Raw genomic sequence first — 22,532 nt, forward strand, 5'->3', positions numbered from 1 at the left:
CCGCCGGCCCCGGCAGGGTCAGTGGCTGGCGGAAACGCTCTCCAGCTGAAGTGATGCGGCCGTCGCCTTTTCCAGCTCAACAGCCAAGTCCGGGTTCTCGTCCAACTTGACCCCGTAGCCGGGCATCATGTCCTTGAGCTTGGACTGCCAGCCCTTGAAGTTCCGGGGGAAGGTCCTCTTCAGCAACTCGATCATGATAGGTACCGCAGTGGATGCTCCGGGCGATGCGCCCAGGAGCGCGCCGATGGAACCGTCGCGGCCGGCGATCACTTCAGTGCCAAACTGCAGCACGCCGCCCTTCTGCGGATCTTTCTTGATGATCTGTACACGCTGGCCGGCGGTGATCAGTTCCCAGTCGCCGTCCTTGGCCTCTGGGTAATACTCACGAAGAGCCTCCACCTTGTCGGCGTGCTTCTTGGCCACTTCCTTCACCAGGTAGGCGGTGAGGTCCATATTGTCCTTGGCCACTGCGAGCATGGGAATGATGTTGCTGGGCCTGATGGACAGCGGAAGGTCCAGGTACGAGCCGTTCTTCAGGAAGTTGGTGGAGAATCCGGCGTAGGGGCCGAACAGCAGCGACCGCTTGCCGCCAACGTACCGGGTGTCGAGGTGCGGGACGGACATGGGGGGAGCGCCCACCGATGCCTGGCCGTAGACCTTGGCACTGTGCTGCGCGGCAATGGTTTCGTCGGTGCAGCGGAAGAACTGCCCGGAGACCGGGAACCCGCCGTAGCCTTTGCTTTCCGGGATGCCCGAGGCCTGCAGCAGGTGCAGGGCACCGCCGCCCGCGCCGACAAACACGAACTTGGCGTGGATCTTGCTGTGCTCCCCGGACTTGGGGTACTTCAGCGAAAGGTTCCAGCCGCCGTCGGACGCCCTGGAAATTCCCGTGACGTCATGGCCGTAGTTGATTTCGACGCCGTTGTTTCCGAGGTAGGTGGTCAGCTCCCGGGTCAGCGCCCCGAAGTCGACGTCGGTGCCCTCGGCGGCGCGCGTGGCGGCAACGCGCTGCTTCGGGTCGCGTCCCTTGACGATCAGGGGCGCCCACTTGGCGATCTGGGCGTGGTCCTCGGAATATTCCATGCTCCGGAACAGCGTGTGGGGCTTGAGGGCCTCGTAACGCGACCGCAGGAACCGGGAATGGTCCTCGCCGATCACGAAGCTCATGTGCGGGACGGTATTGATGAAGCCCTTAGGGGATCCGATCAGTTTCTGGTCCACCAGGTGGGACCAGAACTGGCGGGAAAGCTGGAACTGTTCGTTGATGAGCAGCGCCTTGGAGGGGTCCACTGAGCCGTCTTTGGCTGCAGGGGAGTAGTTGAGCTCGCAGAGGGCGGCGTGGCCGGTTCCGGCGTTGTTCCACGGATCGGAGCTTTCCAGCCCCGGCTGGTCCAGGCGCTCGAACAGGGAGATGGTCCAGTCCGGCTCAAGCTGCTTGAGGAATGCCCCCAGCGTGGCGCTCATGATGCCGCCGCCAATCAGGACGACGTCGGCATGTGGGGTCTTGGAAATGAAGGTCACGATCAGTCTCCGATTGCAGCGGCTCTGGCTGTCACAGAATATCCCCGGGCAGCGGACATACTGAAATTGGACCGCTCCGTCAAGGCTTTAGTTGCACCTTCGTGAAAACTTCATTTAAGACCGGGGACGCCGGATAGCTCAGTACGCGGTCGGACAGGGCCAGCGCGGAGATCGGGAAGGCGACGGGGACGGCCGGTACGGTCGCGGCGATCTGGGCGTTGATGGTGTGATATTGCTCATCCCGTTCCTCGCCTTCCGGAAGCCCGCGCGCCCGGTTGATCTTCGAAAAGACCTGCGGATCGTGGTAGCCGAACTCGCCGTTCCTCTCCCCGAAGAGGGGGCCCACGAAATTGTCGGCGTCGGAATAGGAGCCGTTCCAGCCCAGCAGATGGAGCGCATGGTCGCCGGGGGACTGCACCTTCTGCAGGTAGCCGTCCGCCCAGTCCACCGGCACGGGACGGATGTTGAGCCCGACGGCGGTGAGCTGGCGGCTGATCTCGGCGTACACCTTCTCGGGTGTGGGCAGGTAGGGGCGGGTGACGTTCAGGGGATAGTAGAACTTCAGCTCCTCACCGGCGTACCCTCCCTCTTCGAGGTATTCCTTGGCCTTGGCGGGGTCGTGGCCCAGGGCCGGGGCGTCGTTGTTGAAGCCGCTGATCTTGGGCGGGACGAACTGCGTGGCCTTGGCGGTGTTGTCAATGAAGAACCGGCGGATCAGCGTTTCCTTATCGATCGCCATTTCGATGGCCTGGCGGACCTTCAAATTCTTGAGCACGGGAATGTCCTGGTTGATGCCCACGTACATCACGGAGAACGGGTCACGCTGGACGATCTGCTTTCCGCGCTTGACCAGCTGGTCGAAGTTGCCCACCGTCACGGCGTCGTAGCCGTCGATCTTGCCGTCCAGCAGGGCCTGCAGCCGCGACTGCGGGTGGTCGTAGGCTACGAAGTTGATGGTGGCAATCTGGCCGCGGTCCCCCCAGTAGGAGGTGTTGGTGGCCAGGGTGACACTGCCTTCGTCCCACGAGGCGAGCCTGAACGGCCCGGTTCCCACCGGATTGGTCCCGAAGCCTGACACGGGCTGCCCGCCGCGGTTCTGGTCCAGGACGTCAGCCATGCCTGCGGCGAGGGCTGCCGGTGAGGCGATGGCGAAGGCAGGCAGGGTGAGGGCCTGCAGGAAGGCGGTGAACCGCTGGGTGAGGTCAATCCGAACCGTGTCCGCGGATTCGGCCGTGCAGCTCCTAAAGATGGAGAGCTCAGGCTCATCCGAGTGGGCCTTGAAGACTCCCTTGAAGGAGCTGCCGGGCGCCTGCCGCCTTATGTCGGGGGAGAACGCGAACCAGCGGTTGAAGTTGGTGCACACGGCGTCGGCGTTGAACGGGGTTCCGTCCTGGAACACAACGTCGGTCCGGAGCTTGAAAGTGTAGGAGCGGCCTTCGTTGGATTCGGTCCATTCCGTGGCGAGCAGTGGTGTGGGTTGCCCGGTGATCTGGTCCACGCCCACCAGTCCCTCAAGGATCTGGCGGGTGATGCGCTGGGACTCAACATCGCTGGAAAGGGCTGGATCCAGGCCCAGCGGCTGGGCTGCGGTTCCGAAGTTGAAGGTAGCGGCGGGCTCGGGAGCAGCAGTTGTGCTGGGGGAGCCGGAGGACGGCGAGGGGGCAGGGACGGCGGTGCACGAGGTCATGCCCAAGGCGAGGAAAACAGCGCCGGTCTTGATGACCGTCCGCCGCGATGTACTGCTGGGCACTCGATTATCACCTCGGGATTTTGCCGGCTCCGCCGCGTGCGGGCCGGAGCCCAGTCTAATAGACGCTCCTTGGAGGTACCTGGAACCGGTCGGAGGGTTCCCGCCAGGGCAGAAAAGCCGGGGGCCGTCCTTTCGGACGGCCCCCGGCTTACCTGAAGGAACTGGCCTGCCGGGTGCTTACTTGGGCATCAGCACCGAGTCGATCAGGTAGACGGTGGCGTTCTTCGTCTGAACGCCGCCGCAGATCACGTTGGCGTCGTCAACCTTGAGCTCGTCGCCGCTGCCGGTAACGGTTACGCTGCCGCCCTCGACGGTGGCGTGGGTGCCGGCGATCATGTCAGGGGTGATCTGGCCCGGAACCACGTGGTAGGTGAGGATCTTGCTCAGGAGTGCGTCGTCCGTCTTGAGGGTTTCGATGGTGGCTGCATCGATCTTGGCGAAAGCGTCATCCACCGGTGCGAAGACCGTGAACTCTCCACCGTTCAGGGTGTCCACGAGGTCCACCTTGGGGTTCAGCTTCCCGGACACTGCCGAGGTGAGGGTGGTGAGGATCGGGTTGTTGGATGCCGCGACGGCAACCGGGTCAAGGGCCATGCCCTCAACCGAGCCTGCGCCGGAGGGAACCTGCTCGGCGTAGGCAGCGCAGCCCGGGCCCACCAGGTTGGCGGCCGGATCCATGGCCGCGGCAGAGGTGCTGGCCGACGGCGAGGGGGCCATGCTGGACGCGGACGGCTCGGCTGCCGGGGCGGAGGAGGCGGTGGTGGTTGCGGACCCGCCGCAGGCAGTCAGGCTGAACAGGGCTGCTGCTGCAACGCCTGCGACGGTGAAGGTTGTGCGCTTGATGGTCTGCATGTCGGTTCTCCTTGGTTGTGGCATCTGCCCGCCGCGGGCGTGGTGCCTGCGGCGTCTTTCGAAACTTGCTGGTGGGCACCTGCCCTTGGCTGGTGTCTCACTGTCTATTCGGCCGGCGGCAGGATGCGGATGGGTAAATTCCTTGGAGTTTTTCGGCGGAGCCCGGATTCCCCTTCGGTGCAGTGCGGAAGGGACAGGGCCGAAGGGGCGACAAATGCAAAAGGTCCCCCGGCCACAGCCGGGGGACCTTACAGTGCGCAAGGGGGGACTTGAACCCCCACGCCCGAAGGCACAGGAACCTAAATCCTGCGTGTCTGCCAATTTCACCACTCGCGCAGGGCTGCCGGTCGTTGCGGCCCTCACAGGGCCCGACGGCGGATGCCAGTGTCCATTGTAGCGTCGCCGCGGCAAGGCCCCGGCTTAGCCCATCTTTGTCAGGCGTCCAGGTTCAGGTCCCGCCGAAGTTTGGCTACGTGGCCTGTGGCCCTGACGTTGTACTGGGCCAGCGCAACCTTCCCGTCCGGGTCCACCACGATGGTGGAACGGATGAGCCCCTCATAGGTCTTGCCGTAGTTCTTCTTTTCGCCCCAGGCGCCATATGCCTCGGCAACCGCATGGTCCGCATCTGAGAGTAAAGGGAAGCCCAGGCCTTCCTTGGCTGCGAATTTTGCAAGCTTTTCCACGGGGTCCGGGGAGATGCCCAGGACGTCGTAGCCCGCCGCCTGGAGGGAAGCCAGGCTGTCGCGAAAGTCGCACGCCTCCTTGGTGCAGCCCGGCGTGGCGGCCGCCGGATAGAAGTACACAATGGTGTGGCGGCCCTGGCGGGGGGACAAACTGACGTCGGTGCCTGAGGAATCCTTCAATGTGAAACCGGGCGCGTCGTCTCCGGTAACGAGTCTTTCAGCCAATGTTTTTCTCCTAGTTGCAGGCGGGACACACCAGCCTAGTAAGCACCGGGAACCAGCGCTAATCCCTACTTGGCTATACTGGCTGCTATGCCTGATATGGATCACTGGCCCACGGGGCGCCTCTTGTCCACTGCTGCGCGCCTCGTCGAACACTCCTGGAACGAAAAACTTGGCGCCATCGGCCTCACCCACGCAGGTGTTATAGCCATCGAGGTCCTGGATGCCCAGGGCCCCATGACGCAAGCCCAGCTTGCGCAGTACGTTCGCGTCCAGGCTCAGACCATGGGTAAGACGCTCAGCCGCTTGGAGGCCCACGGACACATTGTCCGGGTCCGCAGCACCTCGGACCGCAGGAGCCACGTCGTGTCCCTTACCGAGCAGGGCAAGGAAGCTGTCGCGGCGGCGGTGGAAATGGAACGGTCGGTGCTGGCGTCGGCGTCGATCGATCCGGACCTGCTGCGGCAGGAGCTCCAGGCAGTGGTGCGGGAACTCGCAAGCCAATTCGCCAATTCTCCCGGCGAGGGAGCATTGATAGAGAACTCGCCTTCAACACGCTAAACCGGCGTCTCCAGCGCCCGGGCGTGGCCACAGCTTCACAGCTGCGGTCACGCCTTTTTTGTGGCCATCACGTGTGTGGTTGCAGGCGGAGGTAAGCCTCCTGTTGAGGATCAGCAGCGTGGGGCGAAAGCGTGAAGGAAAGTCGGCAGGCCCGCCTGCAGCGCGGCACACAACAAGACAGCCCCCGGTTCGCGTTTCCGCGAGCCGGAGGCTGTCTTCCCAGTGGTGCACCCCCCGGGACTTGAACCCGGAACCCATTGATTAAGAGTCAATTGCTCTGCCAATTGAGCTAGAGGTGCATCTTATTTGCTGTGATCATCGGGCTTTTCTTTCCCCGTTGATCTCCGCAACGACATGAAACTCTACACGAACTTTTTGCCCATGTGAAATCGGATCCCTGGACTGCTCCCGCATCAGGGCAGCGGGGGCAAAACCAGCACAGAATCAGGGTTTTCGTTGTTAGTCAGAAGCCAGAATCCGCCCTCTGGAGTCCGTATGACGTCGCGGATCCTGCCGTATTGGCGTGTGAAATGGCCCACAGGCGTCCCGGCTTCCTCGCCCGCAAGTGGCACCGTCCATAGCCGTTGGCCCCGCAGCGCCCCCAAGTAGGCGGTGGATCCCACGATCTCCAGGCCGCTGGGGGACGATTCGCTGGTTGAAGGCCACACCACTTTTGCGTCCTGGAACTCGGGGCGGCGGGGTGCGCCGGTCACCGCCGGCCAGCCGTAATTTCCCCCGGATACGATCAGGTTCAGTTCGTCATTGACGTCGGGGCCGAATTCACTGGCCCACAGCCGTCCTGCACTGTCCCAGGCGAGGCCCTGGACGTTGCGGTGGCCCAGGCTGTAGACGGCGTTGCCGAAGGGATTGCCCGGCGCCGGACCGCCGTCGGCCGTCAGTCGCAGGATCTTGCCGCCCAGGGCGTCGGGGTCCTGGGGCTGGTTCCTCCGCTGCGAGTCGCCCGTCCCCACGTACAGGAACCCATCCGGGCCAAAGCGGATCCTGCCGCCGTTGTGGGTGTTGGCTTTCGGGATGCCGGTGAAGATAACCTCCGGCCGGTCCAGGGACAGTCCACCGTCACCGGTTTCCTGCACCCCTGCCCTGGCAATCCTGTTGTCCTCCTGTGCGGTGAAGTACATGTACAGGTAGCGGTCGGAGGCAAAGCCGGGGGACAGTGCAAGTCCCAACAGGCCGCCCTCGCCGGCGGCGGACACCCCTGGAACTTCACCAAGGTTTATGGTTTCCCGGCCTCCTCCTCCGGCCGGCACTGCCTTTAGGCGGGCCGTGTCGCGCTCGGAGATGATGGCCGTTCCGTCCGGCAGGAACACGGCGGACCAGGGGATGCTCAGTTGAAGCTCAAGGCGTTCGGCGACGTCCGGCACCCGCACTTCACTTGTCTCCGGGAGGGTCGTGCTTCCGGTGGGCCCGCCGCCGTCACCGCCCGTGCAGCCGGCCAGGAGCAAAGCGAGGCAGGCTGCAGCGACAGCAGGCAACCACTTTCGGAGACAGGGAGGGGGCTGGCCGGAGCCGGCTGGTCCGTTGCTAGAGGCGCCGCCGCCGTGGTGCCCGGAAGCCCGCTGCCTCGGCATGCGCCTCCGATTCGAACCAGACGTCGGCCCGGGCCTGTTCATAGTCGGGGTGTCCCTCCTCGTAGTAGACCATGGCTCCGGCATCGCCTTTCACGGTGTATCCGTCCGGGCCGCTGCCGTCTGTTCCGGCGGACGCCGAGCCGGCGCCATAGGGCTCATCGGCTGCCAGGTGTCCCGCCGGTTCGGGCGTTGGAACGGCCTGGGGCTGCTGGTCCCGGTCCGCTGCGGTTTCCACCAGCGCGGAAGACTGGGTGCGGTCCGCGGTCTCAGCTGTGGCGGCGGTCTCGGGAACAACGGCGGCTTCCGCGGACGCCGCTGCGCTGTCCTCCTGGCCGTGCCGGGGCGCTACGCCGGCGTCCCCGTGAGGCGCAGCGCTGGCGCTGATCCCGGTGGCCGGCTGTGGCCCGACGGTACCTGCAGGCGCCGGAGCCTGCGCTGCAGTCCCGGCGTCGTCAATGTCCTCCACCGCGGCTGTTTCCGCGCCCGGCAGCGTGGGAGCGTGGGGCTCGGTGTACTCGGGGTGGTGGATCGGGGCGCGGTGGGATTCCGGATCCGGCGCTGCCGCTGCTTCCGCCTGGTGCCCCGTTGCAGCGGGCATCCCGCTTTCGCCGGCCGGATTCACCTCCGTTGTATGGGTGGGAACGGCACCCGTGGAGGCGCCACCCCTGGATGCCGCGCCCGGGGAATCGGCGGAGGAGCCCGAAGCCTCCGACCACTGGGTCTCCCACTCGTCGTCGTCCTGGCTGCGTCCGTCCTGCCCGAACGTTGCCGGGGCGGCGGTGGATCCGGAGGCCCCGGGCGCGCCGGTTGCTACAGGGGCAGCGGCTGCGGAGGAAGCACCGGAACCTTCCCGCTCCTTCGGGCCGGTGGGCTGTGCCGTCTCCGGCTCGCGGGCCGGTGCCGCTGCTCCGGCATGATCGTCGGCGGTGGTGGGAGCCGCGGGCTCGGCGGGGCTGCCAAAGCCTGCAGCGCCGGCGATGCCGGTGGTTCCGGCAGCTTCAGCGGACGCCGCGGCACTGCCGCCGGAAAGCGCTCCATCCGCGCGGCTCCTCTCCGGGGCGGAGGCTCCCGGCGCCGTGGATGAACTGTTGCGCTTGAGCAGCCACCACACGACCCCCACGATGACAACAAGCAAAATGATCCAGAAAACAAAATCCATGGCAAGCCCTTCAGTCCGGATGGCAAGGTGTACTTTCCCCGACGCTACGTCCGGCGGTCAGAACTGTCCAGATTGACGGGGAAGTCCGCCGCCGCCGGCGCAGGCGGCCAACATCCGTGAGCCGCACCACAGGCGGGGGAGGGCAAACCAGTTTCATCTCATTATCTGAGATGGGTGTCCATAATCTGAATGAAATTTTCTGTTTTTTGCCCCCAAACGTCCCGGATCTGTCGTTGCGCCGTTCTGCGGAGCCATAGACTTTCCCCTATGAGTGACACCCACATCGCAACCGAGAACAAGCCTGACATCAAACCCCGGAGCCGGGTTGTAACCGACGGAATCCACGCGGCTCCCGCACGTGGCATGTTCCGGGCGGTCGGCATGGGGGACGACGACTTCGCAAAACCCCAGGTCGGTGTCGCGAGTTCGTGGAACGAGATCACTCCCTGCAACCTCTCCCTGAACCGGCTCGCGCAGGGCGCCAAGGAAGGCGTTCACGCGGGCGGCGGTTTCCCCATGCAGTTTGGCACCATCTCCGTGTCCGACGGCATCTCCATGGGCCATGAAGGCATGCACTTCTCCCTGGTTTCCCGCGAAGTCATTGCCGACTCCGTGGAGACCGTGATGCAGGCTGAGCGAATCGACGGATCCGTGCTGCTGGCCGGCTGTGACAAGTCGCTTCCCGGAATGCTCATGGCAGCGGCCCGCCTGGACCTGTCCAGCGTGTTCCTCTACGCCGGCTCCATCATGCCCGGCTGGGTCAAGCTTGAGGACGGTTCCGAGAAGGAAGTCACCCTCATCGATGCCTTCGAAGCCGTGGGCGCGTGCGCCGCCGGCAAGATGAGCATGGAAGACCTGACGCGCATCGAAAAGGCCATCTGCCCGGGCGAAGGCGCCTGCGGCGGCATGTACACGGCCAACACCATGGCCTGCATCGGCGAGGCGCTCGGCATGTCCCTGCCCGGCTCCGCAGCCCCGCCCTCGGCAGACCGCCGTCGTGACGAATTCGCCCGCAAGTCCGGCGAAGCCGTCGTCAACCTGCTGCGCCAGGGCATCACCGCCCGCGACATCATGACCAAAAAGGCCTTCGAGAACGCCATCGCCGTCACCATGGCGTTCGGCGGCTCCACGAACGCCGTGCTGCACCTGCTGGCCATCGCCCGCGAGGCCGAAGTTGAGCTGACGCTGGATGACTTCAACCGCATCGGCGACAAGATTCCGCACCTGGGCGACCTCAAGCCCTTCGGCCGCTACGTCATGACCGACGTGGACAAGATCGGCGGCGTGCCCGTGATCATGAAGGCACTGCTCGACGCCGGCCTGCTGCACGGCGACTGCCTCACCGTCACCGGCAAGACCGTGGCCGAAAACCTCGAGGCCATCAACCCGCCGGACGTGGACGGCAAGATCCTCCGCGCGCTGGACAACCCCATCCACAAGACCGGCGGCATCACCATCCTGCACGGCACCATGGCCCCCGAGGGCGCCGTCGTGAAGAGCGCAGGCTTCGACGCCGACGTCTTTGAAGGTACCGCCCGGGTGTTCGAGCGCGAACAGGGCGCCCTTGACGCGCTGGACAACGGCCAGATCAAGGCCGGCGACGTCGTGGTGATCCGCTACGAAGGCCCCAAGGGCGGCCCGGGCATGCGCGAAATGCTGGCCATCACCGGCGCCATCAAGGGTGCCGGCCTGGGCAAGGACGTCCTTCTCCTCACCGACGGCAGGTTCTCCGGCGGCACCACCGGCCTGTGCATCGGCCACGTGGCCCCGGAAGCGGTCGACGGCGGCCCCATCGCCTTCGTGAAGGACGGCGACAGGATCCGCGTGGACATCGCCGCCCGCAGCTTCGACCTGCTGGTGGACGAGGCAGAGATCGAAGCCCGCAAGGTGGGCTGGGAGCCCCTGCCGGCACGCTACACCAAGGGCGTCCTGTCCAAGTACGCAAAGCTGGTGCACAGCGCCAGCACAGGCGCATACTGCGGGTAGCAGCTGCGTTTCGGCGGCTAACCCCAACTAGGTAGCACTAAGTGTCGTTTTGAACGCTCAAAACGACACTTGCCGCTACCTAGTTGGGGGAGCCAGCCAAAGAGTGGACAATGGGGTCCACATGGTGAGATCGCGGGGCAGCTCGTTGACACGCATCTTGCCCAGAGGGAAAACTGAACGCATGACTTTCGTTACCGGCATCGTCGTCGTCCTTACCAAGCGCGTGGCACATTAGCCCCGGGTAACGAACCGTCACGCGCAACCCCTCGAAGAGCCGCCAGGCTGAGGGGTTTTTTTATTTCCTGCAGTTTCCACGAACCACAGATGATCCACAAGGAAGAGTCCGATGAGCAAAGGATCGCCGATCAGCCCCTCGCTGATGGCTACTAAGTCCGCTGGAGCCACCAAGTCTCCGGAACGCGCCGACCGGACGGCCGACCAGGCCGTCGTCGCCGCTGACCTTGCTGCCGCCTCTCCTGTCCTTGGGCCGAACAACGTTGTACCCCCAACGGTGATGACCGGCTCGCAAGCTATTGTCCGCTCGCTCGAAGAACTCGGCGTCGACGATATTTTCGGTTTGCCCGGTGGCGCGATCCTGCCCACCTATGACCCCTTGATGGCCTCCAGCATGAATCACGTGCTGGTCCGTCACGAACAGGGAGCCGGCCACGCCGCGCAAGGCTACGCCATGGTGACCGGACGGGTTGGCGTGTGTATCGCCACCTCGGGCCCGGGCGCCACCAACCTCGTCACCGCCATCATGGACGCCCACATGGACTCCGTTCCGCTGGTGGCCATCACCGGCCAGGTGTCCAGCGGCGTGATCGGAACCGACGCGTTCCAGGAAGCCGACATCGTGGGCATCACCATGCCCATCACCAAGCACTCCTTCCTGGTGACGGACCCCAACGACATCCCGCATGTCATGGCTGAAGCGTTCCATCTCGCGTCCACCGGCCGCCCCGGTCCCGTCCTCGTGGACGTGGCCAAGGACGCCCAGGTCGGCCAGATGACATTCTCCTGGCCGCCGAAAATCGACCTGCCCGGCTACCGGCCGGTCACCCGCGGGCACAACAAGCAGGTGCGCGAGGCAGCCAAGCTGATCGCAGCGGCGAGCAAGCCTGTGCTGTACGTTGGCGGCGGCGTCATCAAGGCGCACGCCGCGGCGGAGCTGCTGGCACTCGCCGAGGCCACCGGAGCCCCGGTTGTCACCACGCTGATGGCCAAGGGCGCCTTCCCGGACTCACACCCCCAGCACATGGGAATGCCCGGCATGCATGGCACCGTCTCTGCCGTAACTGCTTTGCAGCAGTCCGACCTGCTCATCACCCTCGGTGCCCGTTTCGACGACCGCGTCACCGGCGTCCTCAAGACCTTCGCGCCCATGGCAAAGGTTATCCACGCGGACATCGACCCCGCCGAGATCTCCAAGAACCGCACCGCGGACGTGCCCATCGTCGGGTCCGTCAAGGAGATCATCCCTGAACTCACCGAAGCTGTTCGCACCCAGTTCGAGGCATCCGGAACGCCGGACCTCACCACCTGGTGGGCCTTCCTGAATAACCTCAAGGAGACCTACCCGCTGGGCTGGACCGAACCCGATGACGGGCTCAGCGCACCGCAACGGGTCATCGAGCGCATCGGCGCCCTGACCGGGCCTGAAGGCGTCTACGTTGCCGGCGTGGGCCAGCACCAGATGTGGGCAGCACAGTTCATCAAGTACGAGCGTCCGCACGCCTGGCTGAACTCAGGCGGTGCCGGGACCATGGGCTACGCGGTTCCTGCCGCCATGGGCGCCAAGGTCGGCGAGCCGGACCGCGTAGTCTGGGCCATCGACGGCGACGGCTGCTTCCAGATGACCAACCAGGAACTGGCCACCTGCGCCATCAACAAGATCCCCATCAAGGTGGCGGTGATCAACAACTCCTCCCTGGGCATGGTCCGGCAATGGCAGACCCTCTTCTATGAGGGCCGGTACTCAAATACGGACCTCAACACCGGCCACGACACCGTCCGCATCCCGGACTTCGTCAAGCTGGGGGAGGCCTACGGCTGCGCCGCGTTCCGCTGCGAACGCGACGAGGACATCGACGCCACCATCCAGAAGGCACTCGAAATCAACGACCGGCCTGTGGTTATCGACTTCGTGGTGAGCCCGAACTCCATGGTGTGGCCGATGGTGCCCGCCGGCGTGAGCAACGACCAGATCCAGGTTGCCCGCAACATGACCCCGGAATGGGAAGAAGAGGACTGACCATGAGCCGCCACACACTCTCCGTCCTGGTGGAAGACAAGCCCGGCGTCCTGACCCGCGTCGCGAGCCTCTTCGCCCGCCGTGCCTTCAACATCAACTCACTGGCTGTTGGCCCCACCGAGGTTCCGGGGATCTCCCGGATGACCGTCGTCGTCGACGCCGACGGTGACCTGATCGAGCAGGTCACCAAGCAGCTCAACAAACTGATCAACGTCATCAAGATCGTTGAGCTGACTTCTGAATCTTCCGTACAGCGAGACCACATCCTGGTCAAGGTACGTGCGGATGCCGCGACACGTCTGCAGGTGACCCAGGCTGCAGACCTGTTCCGTGCCGCCGTCGTCGACGTGTCCACAGACTCGTTGGTGATCGAGGCAACCGGTACTCCGGAGAAGCTTGCAGCACTGCTCTCAGTGCTGGAGCCCTTCGGCATCCGCGAAATCGTGCAGTCCGGCACCCTGGCCGTTGGACGGGGATCCCGCTCCATGAGTGACAGGGCGTTGCGTTCCGCCTAGGACGCTGCCCGGGCCCGGCCCGGCAGCAGGCAACGCCCGCAACCGCACCACAAAGACACCCATCTACAACCCACTCAAGAGGAGTTACGCAAGTGACTGAAATGTTTTACGACGACGACGCCGACCTGTCGATCATCCAGGGCCGCAAGGTAGCCATTGTTGGCTACGGCTCCCAGGGCCACGCCCACGCGCTCAACCTGCGCGATTCCGGCGTCGAGGTTGCCATCGCCCTCAAGGAAGGCTCGACGTCGATCGCCAAGGCCGAGGACGCAGGCTTCACGGTCAAGAACGTTGCCGACGCCGCCGAATGGGCCGACGTCATCATGATTCTGGCGCCGGACCAGCACCAGCGCTCGATCTACAACGACTCCATCAAGGACAAGCTGAAGCCCGGCAAGGCCCTTGCCTTCGCCCACGGCTTCAACATCCGCTTCGGCTACATCCAGGCTCCCGAGGGCGTTGACGTCATCCTCGTCGCCCCGAAGGCTCCCGGCCACACAGTGCGCCGCGAATTCGAAGCCGGCCGCGGCATCCCGGACATCATCGCCGTTGAGCAGGACGCCACCGGTTCCGCCTGGGAGCTGGCCAAGTCCTATGCCAAGGCCATCGGCGGCACCCGCGCCGGTGTCATCAAGACCACCTTCACCGAAGAAACCGAAACGGATCTCTTCGGCGAGCAGGCCGTCCTGTGCGGCGGCGTGTCCCAGCTGGTCCAGTACGGTTTCGAAACCCTCACCGAAGCCGGCTACCAGCCCCAGATCGCCTACTTCGAGGTCCTCCACGAGCTCAAGCTCATCGTTGACCTCATGTGGGAAGGCGGCATCGCCAAGCAGCGCTGGAGCGTTTCCGACACCGCTGAGTACGGCGACTACGTCTCCGGCCCGCGCGTCATCACCCCCGAGGTGAAGGAAAACATGAAGGCCGTCCTGGCCGACATCCAGTCCGGTGCCTTCGCCAAGCGCTTCATCGAGGACCAGGACAACGGCGGCGTGGAGTTCAAGGCACTGCGTGCCAAGGCTGAGCAGCACCCCATCGAGGCTGTCGGCCGCGAACTGCGCTCCCTCTTCGCCTGGCAGCAGCAGGACGTGGACTACGTAGAAGGCTCCGCAGCCCGCTAAGCCTGGCTCAACGTGCCGTTATAAAAGACAGACTGTGAGGCCGGGTTCACACTTAACAATGTGAGCCCGGCCTTTCCGTCGGCCTAGACTTGTTTTATCCCCCGGACTGCAACGCAGAGGATCAGCCGTGTCAAAACCCGTAGTACTGCTCGCCGAAGAACTTTCCCCCGCTACCGTCGAGGCCCTGGGCCCGGACTTCGAGATCCGCCAGACCGACGGCGCCGACCGTTCCCAGCTGCTCTCCGCCATCGGCGACGTTGACGCGATTCTGGTCCGATCGGCCACGCAGGTGGACGCCGAGGCGATCGCCGCTGCGAAGAACCTCAAGGTCATCGCCCGCGCGGGAGTAGGCCTGGACAACGTGGACATCAAGGCAGCCACCCAGGCCGGCGTCATGGTGGTCAACGCGCCCACCTCGAACATCGTTTCGGCAGCTGAACTCACCGTTGGCCACATCCTCAGCCTGGCCCGCCACATTCCCCAGGCAAGCGCAGCCCTGAAGGACGGCGAGTGGAAGCGCTCCAAGTACACGGGCATCGAACTCTTCGAAAAGAAGGTCGGCATCATCGGTCTGGGCCGGATCGGCGCGCTTGTGGCCGCCCGGCTGAAGGGCTTTGACACCAAGATCCTTGCGTACGACCCCTACATCACCTCAGCCCGCGCGGCTCAGCTCGGCGTGCAGCTGGTGACCCTGGACGAACTCCTGGCACAGGCGGACTTCATCACCATCCATATGCCCAAGACGCCGGAAACGGTGGGCATGCTGGGCGCTGACGCCTTCAAGAAGATGAAGAGCACCGCTTACGTCGTCAACGTCGCCCGCGGCGGACTGGTGGACGAGGAAGCACTCTTCACGGCCCTGCAGGACGGCGAAATCGCCGGCGCCGGCGTGGACGTCTTCTCCAAGGAACCCAGCACCGACCTGCCGTTCTTCAAGCTGGACAACGTGGTGGTCACCCCGCACCTGGGCGCCTCCACCGATGAAGCGCAGGAAAAGGCCGGCGTGTCGGTCGCCAAATCGGTCCGGCTCGCCCTCGCCGGCGAACTGGTGCCCGACGCCGTGAACGTGGCAGGCGGCGTCATCGCCCCCGACGTCCGTCCCGGCATCCCCCTGATCGAAAAGCTGGGCCGGATCTTCACCGCTCTGACGCACGCCTCCCTGACCCAGTTCGACGTCGAAGTGGCCGGCGAGATCTCGTCCCTCGACGTCAAGGTCCTGGAACTGGCCGCCCTCAAGGGCATCTTCGCGGACGTCGTGACCGAGCAGGTCTCCTACGTCAACGCTCCGGTCATCGCCGAGCAGCGGGGCATCAACGTCCGCCTGATCACCACACCCGAAACCGAGTCATACCGCAACGTCCTCACCCTCCGTGGCGCCCTGAGTGACGGCACCCAGATCTCCGTGGCCGGCACCCTGACCGGACCCAAGCAGATCCAGAAGCTCGTGGGCATCAACGGCTTCGAGGTTGAAATCCCCATCAGCGAGCACCTCGTGGTGGTGGCCTACACGGACCGTCCCGGCGTCATCGGAACCATCGGCCACATCCTGGGCATGAACAACATCAACATCGCCGGCATGCAGGTGGCACGCTCTGACGAAGGCGGCCAGGTGCTTGCCCTGCTGACCATCGACAGCTCCGTACCCCAGCAGGTCCTGGACGCCATCAAGGCCGGCATCGGCGCCGAGATGGTGCGTGAAGTGGACCTGGAGGACTAACCCGCACCCCGGGAAACACCGCACCGCCGGCCGCCCGCGGCGAGTCCCGGCACGGCCACGTATGATTGGCCGGTCTGCTTACAATGGCTGGGTCCTGGTTCGGGACCGGGCCGGCAGGCCGGCCAATATCTTTTGCTCATCCGTCCCCGTCCATGTCCACATGGGCGGGGCGCGTATGTGCGCACGCAATCCAGGTTTCAGGGAGTTCCATGAACGCCGTCCAGAGGTTCATCAGAAGCAAAGTGCTGCTGTTGACCGCGGCCATCTTGATCGCAGCCATGTGCTTGTCGGTCCTTGTCCAAAGCCAGTCCCAGGCCGCGCTGAACAGGACCGTGGATGAAAATTCACGCGGCCTCTACGACGTCCTGGTCCAGGCCAAGGCCTCCTCCGGCTCGCTCATGCAGCCCGAGATCGCCAACGGCTCCGGCGGCATCAGCTTCGAGCAGCTGGAGGCCATCAGGAAGCTCTCCGGCACCTCCGTGGCGGCCCCGATCAGCCTCGTCTCCCGCGTGACCCAGAACCTTGAATCCCCACGCCTCGATGCCATGGACTACCTCGGCTACAACGCCGGGCTGGCCGGCACCGCGACCGCGGATCAGGCCGCCGGGGCAACCGCCCCGGACCAGTGGCCCGCTGCCGAATCGGTCCTGGGCGATGAAACCAGGAAGTACCGCCTGACGGCCAGTGCAGTCAGCTCCGACGGCGTCTCCGAACAGACCCTGTTCAAATCCACTGCCGAAGGCACCCTTGGCAAGGCCAGGCTCGTGGAGGAGCAGACTGCCGGCGGCAGCAGCATCCGCATCGCAGCGCCCGGGGACGAAACCGGGATCAAGTTTCCCGCCCCGGCCGGGGGCTCCGAACACAACCTCTTCAACCTTTCCGTGTCACTGCCCATGGCCCCCGAAATAACGGAGTCCGTGGTCGCCGTCGATCCGGCTGCCGAACGCGCCCTCCTGGGTTCCGCCGGCGACTTCCTGTCACCGCTGGAAAAGGCGCCACCGGGCGACGCGCGCGACGCCGGGGCGGTGGGACGGTACCTCGAGGGACTGTTCACCAACGGCATCAGCCTGGACGAGTTGGAGGAAGGGCCGGATTTCCTCGGCGTCAAGCTCAAGTACTGGGCGCCGCTGATGACCCAGTACCAGCAGGCCAAGCGGAACGGGCAGCTGACTGACGATTCCCAGGCCATTCCCCTGATCGTCAGGTCCGGGACGTCCCTGGACCTGAAGTACAACGTCAAGATCGAAGAGATTGACGACGCCGGCAGGGTCGTCAAGGACGTCGGCACCGTCTCCCGTTCCCTGGACAAGGACTACCTGCCTTTCGTTTCGAAGGACCCCTTCGTCCTGTCCTGGCCGGGTTCCACGGACCACTCCTCACTGCTCGGCAGCAGCGGCAACTTCAACCAGGGCCTCTACACTCCCGCCACCTGGAGCACCGACTTTGCCGCGGCGCCCAAGTACACCGACGGCGAAGCAGCCGCCAACGGTGCCGAGGCAAAGACGGCAGTGCCCGGCGAATGGGTCACCGTCAACCGGCTTCCCGAAAAGAGCGCCAACGGCATGCCCGTTGACCAGACCCAGCGCGAGCCCGTGGATGAGCGCTCCTACCGGGAAAACCTGGAAACAGGGGAGCAGGCGGCCGCCCCGCTCGCCATGGTCTACGGTACGTTCGATCCCTCGGCTGTTTCCGCCGCCGCTGGGGACGTCAACAAGCTGCCTCTGGGCGGCTACGACCCCACCCCCTTCACGCTGGTCAAGGACGCTGCGGGCAACGAAGTGCCCGCCACGGAACTTGAACCCTCCCTGAGCGCCACCGGGCTCGCCAGCCAGTCCGCAGGCGCCATCACCGACTATTACGGCCTTGCTGCTGCCCGCGGCTACACGGAGAATGCCAGCGTCATCGACGCCGTCCGGGTCCGTGCAACGGCGCCCGGCAGCTGGAAGGAAGCGCAGCCCGACGTCGAACAGCTGGCCGGGGAGATCCGCGGGATGGGCCTGGAGGCCACCATCGTGGCCGGTTCCGCGCGGGAGGATGCCAGCATCTTCGTTCCGGGCTACAGCAAGGACGACGCCGGCAAGGAATCCGCCCTGGGGACCGTCAAGCAGTCCTGGGTCCGGCAAAACGCCGCGGAGGCCGTGACCGGGTCGCTGTCCGGCACCAACATCACCCTGCTCTTCCTGACGCTCTGCGGCGCAGCCCTCCTGACCGGCGCATCCACGGTGAGCTACATCCGCAAGCGCAAGAGCGAAGCCGGAACCCTGCGTGCCATGGGTTGGACCCAGGGCCGGATCCGCCGCTGGGTACTGGAGGAATTCGGCGTCGGCGCGGTCCTGCTGGCCGTGGCCGGGATCGTTCTGAGCCTGGCCAGCTGGAGCCTTTCCACCGCCCTGGTGTCCGCGTCTGTCCTGGTGCTGTACGCTGCGGCGGCGTTCTTCGCCGCACAGCAGCTGCGCCACCGTGACGAGATCGACCAGGAACCGCAGCACGACGAACGGCTGATTCCGGTGGACTCACCGCTGACCTTCGCCAACCGCCAGCTGAGCACCAACAAATTCAACACCCTGTCCCTGGCCGTAGCCGTGGGAGTGTTCGGGGCTGCAGCAGGCGGCCTGGCCGCCCTGCTCATCGACATCCCCCGCGCTGCCGGCGCCAGCGCACTGAGCGGTTTGGCCGCGGCCAGCGTTGCCTTTCCGAGCATCCTCCTGGCCCTCGCCGGAGTTGCGGTAGGGCTGGTGCTGACCCTGGTCACCGGGCGGTTTGAACTCAATGCCAAGCGCCAGTACCTTGGCATCCTCGAGGCTATGGGCTGGAACCCGGACATGCTCCGCCAGGTCCGGCTGTTCGAGAACGCGCTGGTGGGAACCGTGGCCCTGCCCCTGGGCGTTTTGGGCGCCCTGGGCATCGGCCTGCTGCTGGCACCCTACGCCGCGCTGTGGGCGGGCGTGGCCGGCCTCGTGGCTGTACTTTGCTGGATACCGATTGCAACGAAAGTGGTCCAATGACAAACCCGACCAACGTCCAGCGGAGCCGCCGGTCCGGCTCCGGTGAGGTCCCCCTGCAGACCCGGGCCAACACCATCGTCAAGGCTGCCGACCACGCCACGCCGCTGGAACTGAGCGACATCACCATCCGCTATGGCGGCGGCAAGGGCGGCGCCGAAGCCGTCAGCGTGGTGGAAGGCTTCGACCTGACCCTGCACGCCGGTGAGATGCACTGTGTTGCCGGCCGCAACGGTTCCGGCAAGACCAGCATCCTGACCGTCGGCGCCGGACTGACCCTGCCGACGTCGGGCCGCGTCTTCTGGGAAGGCGATTCGCTCGAAAGTATGGGCGACGACGAAATCGCGGACCGTCGTCGTGCGCTGATCGGTTACGTTGACCAGGGCGGCGCCCTGATCGACGGAATGAGCGCCCTGGAGAACGTGCTCCTCCCGGCCGTTCCTGACGGTGAAGTGGACCAGCGGCGGGACATGGCCAAGGACCTGCTGGACCTTGTTGGCCTGGGCCGGCGCATGCGGCACCGTCCCGCCCAGCTGTCCGGCGGTGAACGCCAGCGCGTGGCCATCGCCCGGGCTCTGATCCTGGGCACCCGGGTCCTGGTGGTGGATGAGCCCACCGCCAGCCTTGACCGCGCCTCCGCCAACCGAATCATCAGCATCCTGAAGGACACAACGTCCGACGGAATCGCCGTTCTGGTGGCCTCGCATGACCACGAACTTGTCCGGCTCAGCGATACCCTGACCGAACTCATCTAGCCCGTCCCTCCCCACCGAAGGTAACGTCCTCCACGTGACTGCTTCAGAGAAAACGCCGTTCTACATCACCACGGCCATCACCTACCCCAACGGTGTGCCGCACATCGGCCACGCCTACGAGTACATTGCCACCGATGCGATGGCGCGCTTCAAGCGGCTGGACGGCTTTGACGTGATGTTCCTGACCGGCACGGACGAGCACGGGATGAAGATCGCCCAGGCTGCCGAAAAGGAAGGCATCACTCCCAAGGAGCTGGTGGACCGGAATGCGGACATCTACCAGGCGGCCCACGCCGCCCTGGGGATCACCTACGACCGCTTCATCCGCACCACCGACGAGGACCACTACGCCGCCTCGCAGGCCATCTGGAAAAAGATGGAGGCCAACGGCGATATCTACCTGTCCAAGTACGAGGGCTGGTACTCCGTCCGGGACGAGGCCTATTACGGCGAGGACGACACCGTGGTCAAGGACGACGGCGTGCGCTACTCCAAGGAAACGGACACCGAGGTGACGTGGACGGCTGAGGAGAGCTACTTCTTCCGGCTTTCGGCCTACCAGGACAAGCTCCTTGCCCTGTATGAGGCCCACCCGGAATTCGGCGCGCCGCAATACCGCTTCAATGAAGTCATCAGTTTCGTCAAGCGCGGCCTGGAGGACCTGTCCATCAGCCGCACCACCTTCGACTGGGGCGTCCCGGTCCCGGGCAACGACAAGCACGTCATGTACGTGTGGGTGGATGCCCTGACCAACTACCTCACCGGCGTGGGGTACCCGGACGTCGACTCGGATAAATTCCGGAGATACTGGCCTGCTGACGTCCACATCATCGGCAAGGACATCTCCCGTTTCCACGCGATCTACTGGCCCGCCTTCCTCATGAGCGCCGGCCTCGAGCTGCCCAAGCGGGTGATGATCCACGGCTTCCTGCACAACAACGGCGTGAAGATGTCCAAGTCGCTGGGCAACGTGGTTGCTCCGGCGGACTTCGTGGCGCAGTACGGACTGGACCAGGTGCGCTTCTTCTTCCTCCGGGAAGTGCCCTTCGGTGCGGACGGCAGCTACAACCACGACGCCATCGTTGGGCGGATGAACTCGGACCTGGCCAACAATTTTGGAAACCTGGCCCAGCGTTCGCTGTCCATGGTGGCCAAGAACTGCGGCGGGCGCGTTCCCGTCCCGGGGGAGTTCACTGCCGCGGACACTGCCATCCTGGCCCAGGCCGACGCCCTCCTTGCCGCAGCCCGGGCAGCGTTTGAGAAGCAGGAGTTCAGCCGCGCCCTCGAGGCGATCTGGGGTGTCCTGGGGGACACGAACGCCTACTTCGCGGAGCAGGCGCCGTGGGTGCTGCGGAAGACCGACGTCGAACGCATGAACACCGTGCTGTACGTGACCCTTGAGGTGCTGCGGATCGTGGCCATCCTGGCACAGCCGGTCATGCCCCGGGCAACCGGTGCACTGCTGGCAACCCTCGGCCAGCCCGAGGGGGAAGCCCGGCAGTTCGCAGCGATCCCAACCCGGATTGCGGCCGGAACCGAGCTGCCCGCTCCGTCTCCCGTCTTCCCCAAGTACGAGGAGCCGGCCGGGGCCTGACCCGGCCACGCTCTCTCACTTCCTGCACGTTGTGGCCCAACGCTCTCTCACCGCTGGACAGGCGGTGAGAGAGCGTTGGTTGTTTTCCTGCAGGAAGTGAGAGAGCGTCCCTGGGGGTGTTCGAATTGTGAGACGGCTTGACCAGCATATGGATAACTTGGCTAACCTGAATCCATGAGCGCATCCTCCATCGATCTTGCAGTTATCCCCGGCGACGGCATCGGCCCCGAAGTGATTGCCGAGGCAGTCAAGGTCCTCGAGAAGGCCGTGGCGGCGGAGGGCGTCGAGCTCAAGCAGACGCACTACAAGCTCGGCGCTGAACACTGGCTGGCCACGGGGGAGACCCTGCCCGACGAAGTCCTCGCGGACCTCCGCACGCGGGATGCCATCCTGTTCGGCGCAGTCGGCGCAGCCCCCGGCGACACGCGGATCCCGTCGGGGATCGTCGAACGCGAGATGCTGCTCAAGCTCCGCTTCAGCCTGGACCACTACGTCAACCTGCGTCCGTCCAAGCTGTACGGCACGGTGGGCAGCCCTCTGGCCAACCCCGGCATCATCGACTTCATCGTGGTCCGCGAAGGTACCGAAGGCCCCTACGTCGGCAACGGCGGCACGCTCCGTGCGGGCACTCCCCACGAGGTTGCCACCGAAGTCTCGCTGAATACCGCGCACGGTGTGGAGCGTGTTGTCCGGGACGCCTTCCGCCGCGCAAGCGCCCGGGAGCGCAAGCACCTCACCCTGGTCCACAAGCACAACGTCCTGGTCTTCGCAGGGCACCTGTGGAAGCGCACGGTTGAGGCAGTGGCCACCGAGTTCCCGGAGGTCACCCACGATTACCTGCACGTGGACGCAGCCACCATCTTCATGGTGACGGATCCGTCACGCTTCGACGTGATCGTCACGGACAACCTCTTCGGCGACATCCTCACGGACCTCGCCGCCGCCGTGACAGGCGGCATCGGACTGGCCGCGTCAGGCAACATCAACATGGACCGCACGGCGCCGTCCATGTTCGAGCCGGTCCACGGTTCCGCCCCGGACATCGCCGGCCAGGGCAAGGCCGACCCCACGGCTGCGATCCTGTCCGCCGCCCTCCTGCTGGACCACCTCGGCTACGCCGCTGCGGCCCGGAAGATCGAAGCGGCAGTGGTTGCCGACGTCGAAAAGCGCGACGGCGGTGCCCGCAGCACGAGTGCCGTGGGCGACGCTATCGCCGCCGGACTCTAACCCGCGCCGGGCCGCAGGCATCGGGCG

17 protein-coding genes and 2 tRNA genes are annotated in these 22,532 nt (G+C 65.2%); 10 read left to right on the forward strand and 9 right to left on the reverse strand.

What is annotated here, in order from left to right; translation table 11 throughout:
- Positions 1-18 precede the first annotated feature (18 nt).
- The 5 genes from IEX43_RS00090 to bcp all read right to left on the reverse strand — a co-directional run bounded on the left by IEX43_RS00090 (position 19) and on the right by bcp (position 5,031).
- Positions 19-1,521 (reverse strand): malate:quinone oxidoreductase, encoded by a 1,503-nt coding sequence (locus tag IEX43_RS00090; RefSeq protein ID WP_188808550.1) that lies wholly within the window; start codon positions 1,519-1,521, stop codon positions 19-21.
- Positions 1,522-1,600: 79 nt separating this feature from the next.
- Positions 1,601-3,208, reverse strand: coding sequence for an ABC transporter substrate-binding protein (locus IEX43_RS00095; protein WP_377102885.1), 1,608 nt, complete (start codon positions 3,206-3,208; stop codon positions 1,601-1,603).
- Between the two features lie 240 nt (positions 3,209-3,448).
- Positions 3,449-4,123, reverse strand: a complete 675-nt coding sequence (locus IEX43_RS00100; protein WP_188727963.1) for a fasciclin domain-containing protein — start codon at positions 4,121-4,123, stop codon at positions 3,449-3,451.
- A 254-nt stretch (positions 4,124-4,377) separates the two neighbouring features.
- Positions 4,378-4,459 (reverse strand) — tRNA-Leu (locus IEX43_RS00105).
- A gap of 98 nt (positions 4,460-4,557) precedes the next feature.
- Positions 4,558-5,031: a thioredoxin-dependent thiol peroxidase gene (bcp, locus tag IEX43_RS00110; protein ID WP_188808552.1), complete on the reverse strand. Its 474-nt coding sequence runs from the start codon at positions 5,029-5,031 to the stop codon at positions 4,558-4,560.
- Positions 5,032-5,127: 96 nt separating this feature from the next.
- Between bcp and IEX43_RS00115 the strand changes: the two genes are divergently transcribed.
- Complete coding sequence (locus IEX43_RS00115) at positions 5,128-5,589, forward strand: MarR family winged helix-turn-helix transcriptional regulator (protein ID WP_188728229.1); 462 nt, start codon at positions 5,128-5,130, stop codon at positions 5,587-5,589.
- A 223-nt stretch (positions 5,590-5,812) separates the two neighbouring features.
- On the opposite strand, the gene IEX43_RS00120 is transcribed toward IEX43_RS00115, so the two are convergent.
- The 3 genes from IEX43_RS00120 to IEX43_RS00130 all read right to left on the reverse strand — a co-directional run bounded on the left by IEX43_RS00120 (position 5,813) and on the right by IEX43_RS00130 (position 8,337).
- Positions 5,813-5,888: transfer RNA gene (locus IEX43_RS00120), tRNA-Lys, on the reverse strand.
- 114 nt (positions 5,889-6,002) lie between these two features.
- Positions 6,003-7,082 carry a PQQ-dependent sugar dehydrogenase gene (locus IEX43_RS00125; RefSeq protein WP_229666241.1) on the reverse strand — a complete coding sequence of 360 codons (1,080 nt, stop codon included), beginning with the start codon at positions 7,080-7,082 and terminating at the stop codon, positions 6,003-6,005.
- 49 nt (positions 7,083-7,131) lie between these two features.
- Entirely contained in the window at positions 7,132-8,337 is a 1,206-nt protein-coding gene (locus IEX43_RS00130) for a sunset domain-containing protein (RefSeq protein ID WP_188808554.1), read from the reverse strand.
- A 267-nt stretch (positions 8,338-8,604) separates the two neighbouring features.
- Between IEX43_RS00130 and ilvD the strand changes: the two genes are divergently transcribed.
- The 5 genes from ilvD to serA all read left to right on the forward strand — a co-directional run bounded on the left by ilvD (position 8,605) and on the right by serA (position 15,927).
- Positions 8,605-10,323, forward strand: coding sequence for a dihydroxy-acid dehydratase (gene ilvD, locus IEX43_RS00135; protein ID WP_188808555.1), 1,719 nt, complete (start codon positions 8,605-8,607; stop codon positions 10,321-10,323).
- A 346-nt stretch (positions 10,324-10,669) separates the two neighbouring features.
- Entirely contained in the window at positions 10,670-12,577 is a 1,908-nt protein-coding gene (locus tag IEX43_RS00140; RefSeq protein ID WP_188808556.1) for an acetolactate synthase large subunit, read from the forward strand.
- Positions 12,578-12,579: 2 nt separating this feature from the next.
- On the forward strand, positions 12,580-13,092 hold the full coding sequence (gene ilvN, locus IEX43_RS00145) for an acetolactate synthase small subunit (RefSeq protein WP_009356538.1): 513 nt from the start codon (positions 12,580-12,582) through the stop codon (positions 13,090-13,092).
- Between the two features lie 92 nt (positions 13,093-13,184).
- Positions 13,185-14,210 (forward strand): ketol-acid reductoisomerase, encoded by a 1,026-nt coding sequence (ilvC, locus tag IEX43_RS00150; protein ID WP_188808557.1) that lies wholly within the window; start codon positions 13,185-13,187, stop codon positions 14,208-14,210.
- A gap of 127 nt (positions 14,211-14,337) precedes the next feature.
- Positions 14,338-15,927 (forward strand): phosphoglycerate dehydrogenase, encoded by a 1,590-nt coding sequence (serA, locus tag IEX43_RS00155; RefSeq protein ID WP_188808558.1) that lies wholly within the window; start codon positions 14,338-14,340, stop codon positions 15,925-15,927.
- A gap of 136 nt (positions 15,928-16,063) precedes the next feature.
- Here the strand turns inward: serA and IEX43_RS00160 are convergent, their stop codons facing one another.
- Positions 16,064-16,207 (reverse strand): hypothetical protein, encoded by a 144-nt coding sequence (locus tag IEX43_RS00160; RefSeq protein WP_188809072.1) that lies wholly within the window; start codon positions 16,205-16,207, stop codon positions 16,064-16,066.
- Between IEX43_RS00160 and IEX43_RS00165 the strand changes: the two genes are divergently transcribed.
- The 4 genes from IEX43_RS00165 to IEX43_RS00180 all read left to right on the forward strand — a co-directional run bounded on the left by IEX43_RS00165 (position 16,137) and on the right by IEX43_RS00180 (position 22,505).
- Entirely contained in the window at positions 16,137-18,932 is a 2,796-nt protein-coding gene (locus IEX43_RS00165; RefSeq protein WP_188808559.1) for an ABC transporter permease, read from the forward strand. The two genes, IEX43_RS00160 and IEX43_RS00165, sit on opposite strands and share 71 nt — an antisense overlap.
- The gene (locus IEX43_RS00170; protein ID WP_188808560.1) at positions 18,929-19,684 is read left to right on the forward strand and encodes an ABC transporter ATP-binding protein; all 756 of its coding nucleotides are present in this window, start codon (positions 18,929-18,931) and stop codon (positions 19,682-19,684) included. The genes IEX43_RS00165 and IEX43_RS00170 overlap by 4 nt, the downstream gene beginning before the upstream one ends.
- Positions 19,685-19,718: 34 nt before the next feature.
- Entirely contained in the window at positions 19,719-21,278 is a 1,560-nt protein-coding gene (gene metG, locus IEX43_RS00175; RefSeq protein WP_188808561.1) for a methionine--tRNA ligase, read from the forward strand.
- Between the two features lie 174 nt (positions 21,279-21,452).
- Complete coding sequence (locus IEX43_RS00180; protein WP_188808562.1) at positions 21,453-22,505, forward strand: 3-isopropylmalate dehydrogenase; 1,053 nt, start codon at positions 21,453-21,455, stop codon at positions 22,503-22,505.
- The last annotated feature ends 27 nt before the right edge of the window (positions 22,506-22,532 follow it).

The sequence above is a fragment of the Pseudarthrobacter polychromogenes genome (assembly GCF_014644495.1).
GTDB lineage: Bacteria > Actinomycetota > Actinomycetes > Actinomycetales > Micrococcaceae > Arthrobacter > Arthrobacter polychromogenes.

Bases quoted from the DNA above. Each gene is read 5' to 3' on its own strand.
- IEX43_RS00095 (WP_377102885.1), bottom strand. From the start codon at position 3,208: ATGACCTCGTGCACCGCCGTCCCTGCCCCCTCGCCGTCCTCCGGCTCC.
- IEX43_RS00100 (WP_188727963.1), bottom strand. From the start codon at position 4,123: ATGCAGACCATCAAGCGCACAACCTTCACCGTCGCAGGCGTTGCAGCA.
- IEX43_RS00115 (WP_188728229.1), top strand. From the start codon at position 5,128: ATGGATCACTGGCCCACGGGGCGCCTCTTGTCCACTGCTGCGCGCCTC.
- IEX43_RS00130 (WP_188808554.1), bottom strand. From the start codon at position 8,337: ATGGATTTTGTTTTCTGGATCATTTTGCTTGTTGTCATCGTGGGGGTC.
- ilvD (WP_188808555.1), top strand. From the start codon at position 8,605: ATGAGTGACACCCACATCGCAACCGAGAACAAGCCTGACATCAAACCC.
- IEX43_RS00140 (WP_188808556.1), top strand. From the start codon at position 10,670: ATGAGCAAAGGATCGCCGATCAGCCCCTCGCTGATGGCTACTAAGTCC.
- ilvN (WP_009356538.1), top strand. From the start codon at position 12,580: ATGAGCCGCCACACACTCTCCGTCCTGGTGGAAGACAAGCCCGGCGTC.
- IEX43_RS00165 (WP_188808559.1), top strand. From the start codon at position 16,137: ATGAACGCCGTCCAGAGGTTCATCAGAAGCAAAGTGCTGCTGTTGACC.
- IEX43_RS00160 (WP_188809072.1), bottom strand. From the start codon at position 16,207: ATGGCTGCGATCAAGATGGCCGCGGTCAACAGCAGCACTTTGCTTCTG.
- IEX43_RS00170 (WP_188808560.1), top strand. From the start codon at position 18,929: ATGACAAACCCGACCAACGTCCAGCGGAGCCGCCGGTCCGGCTCCGGT.
- IEX43_RS00180 (WP_188808562.1), top strand. From the start codon at position 21,453: ATGAGCGCATCCTCCATCGATCTTGCAGTTATCCCCGGCGACGGCATC.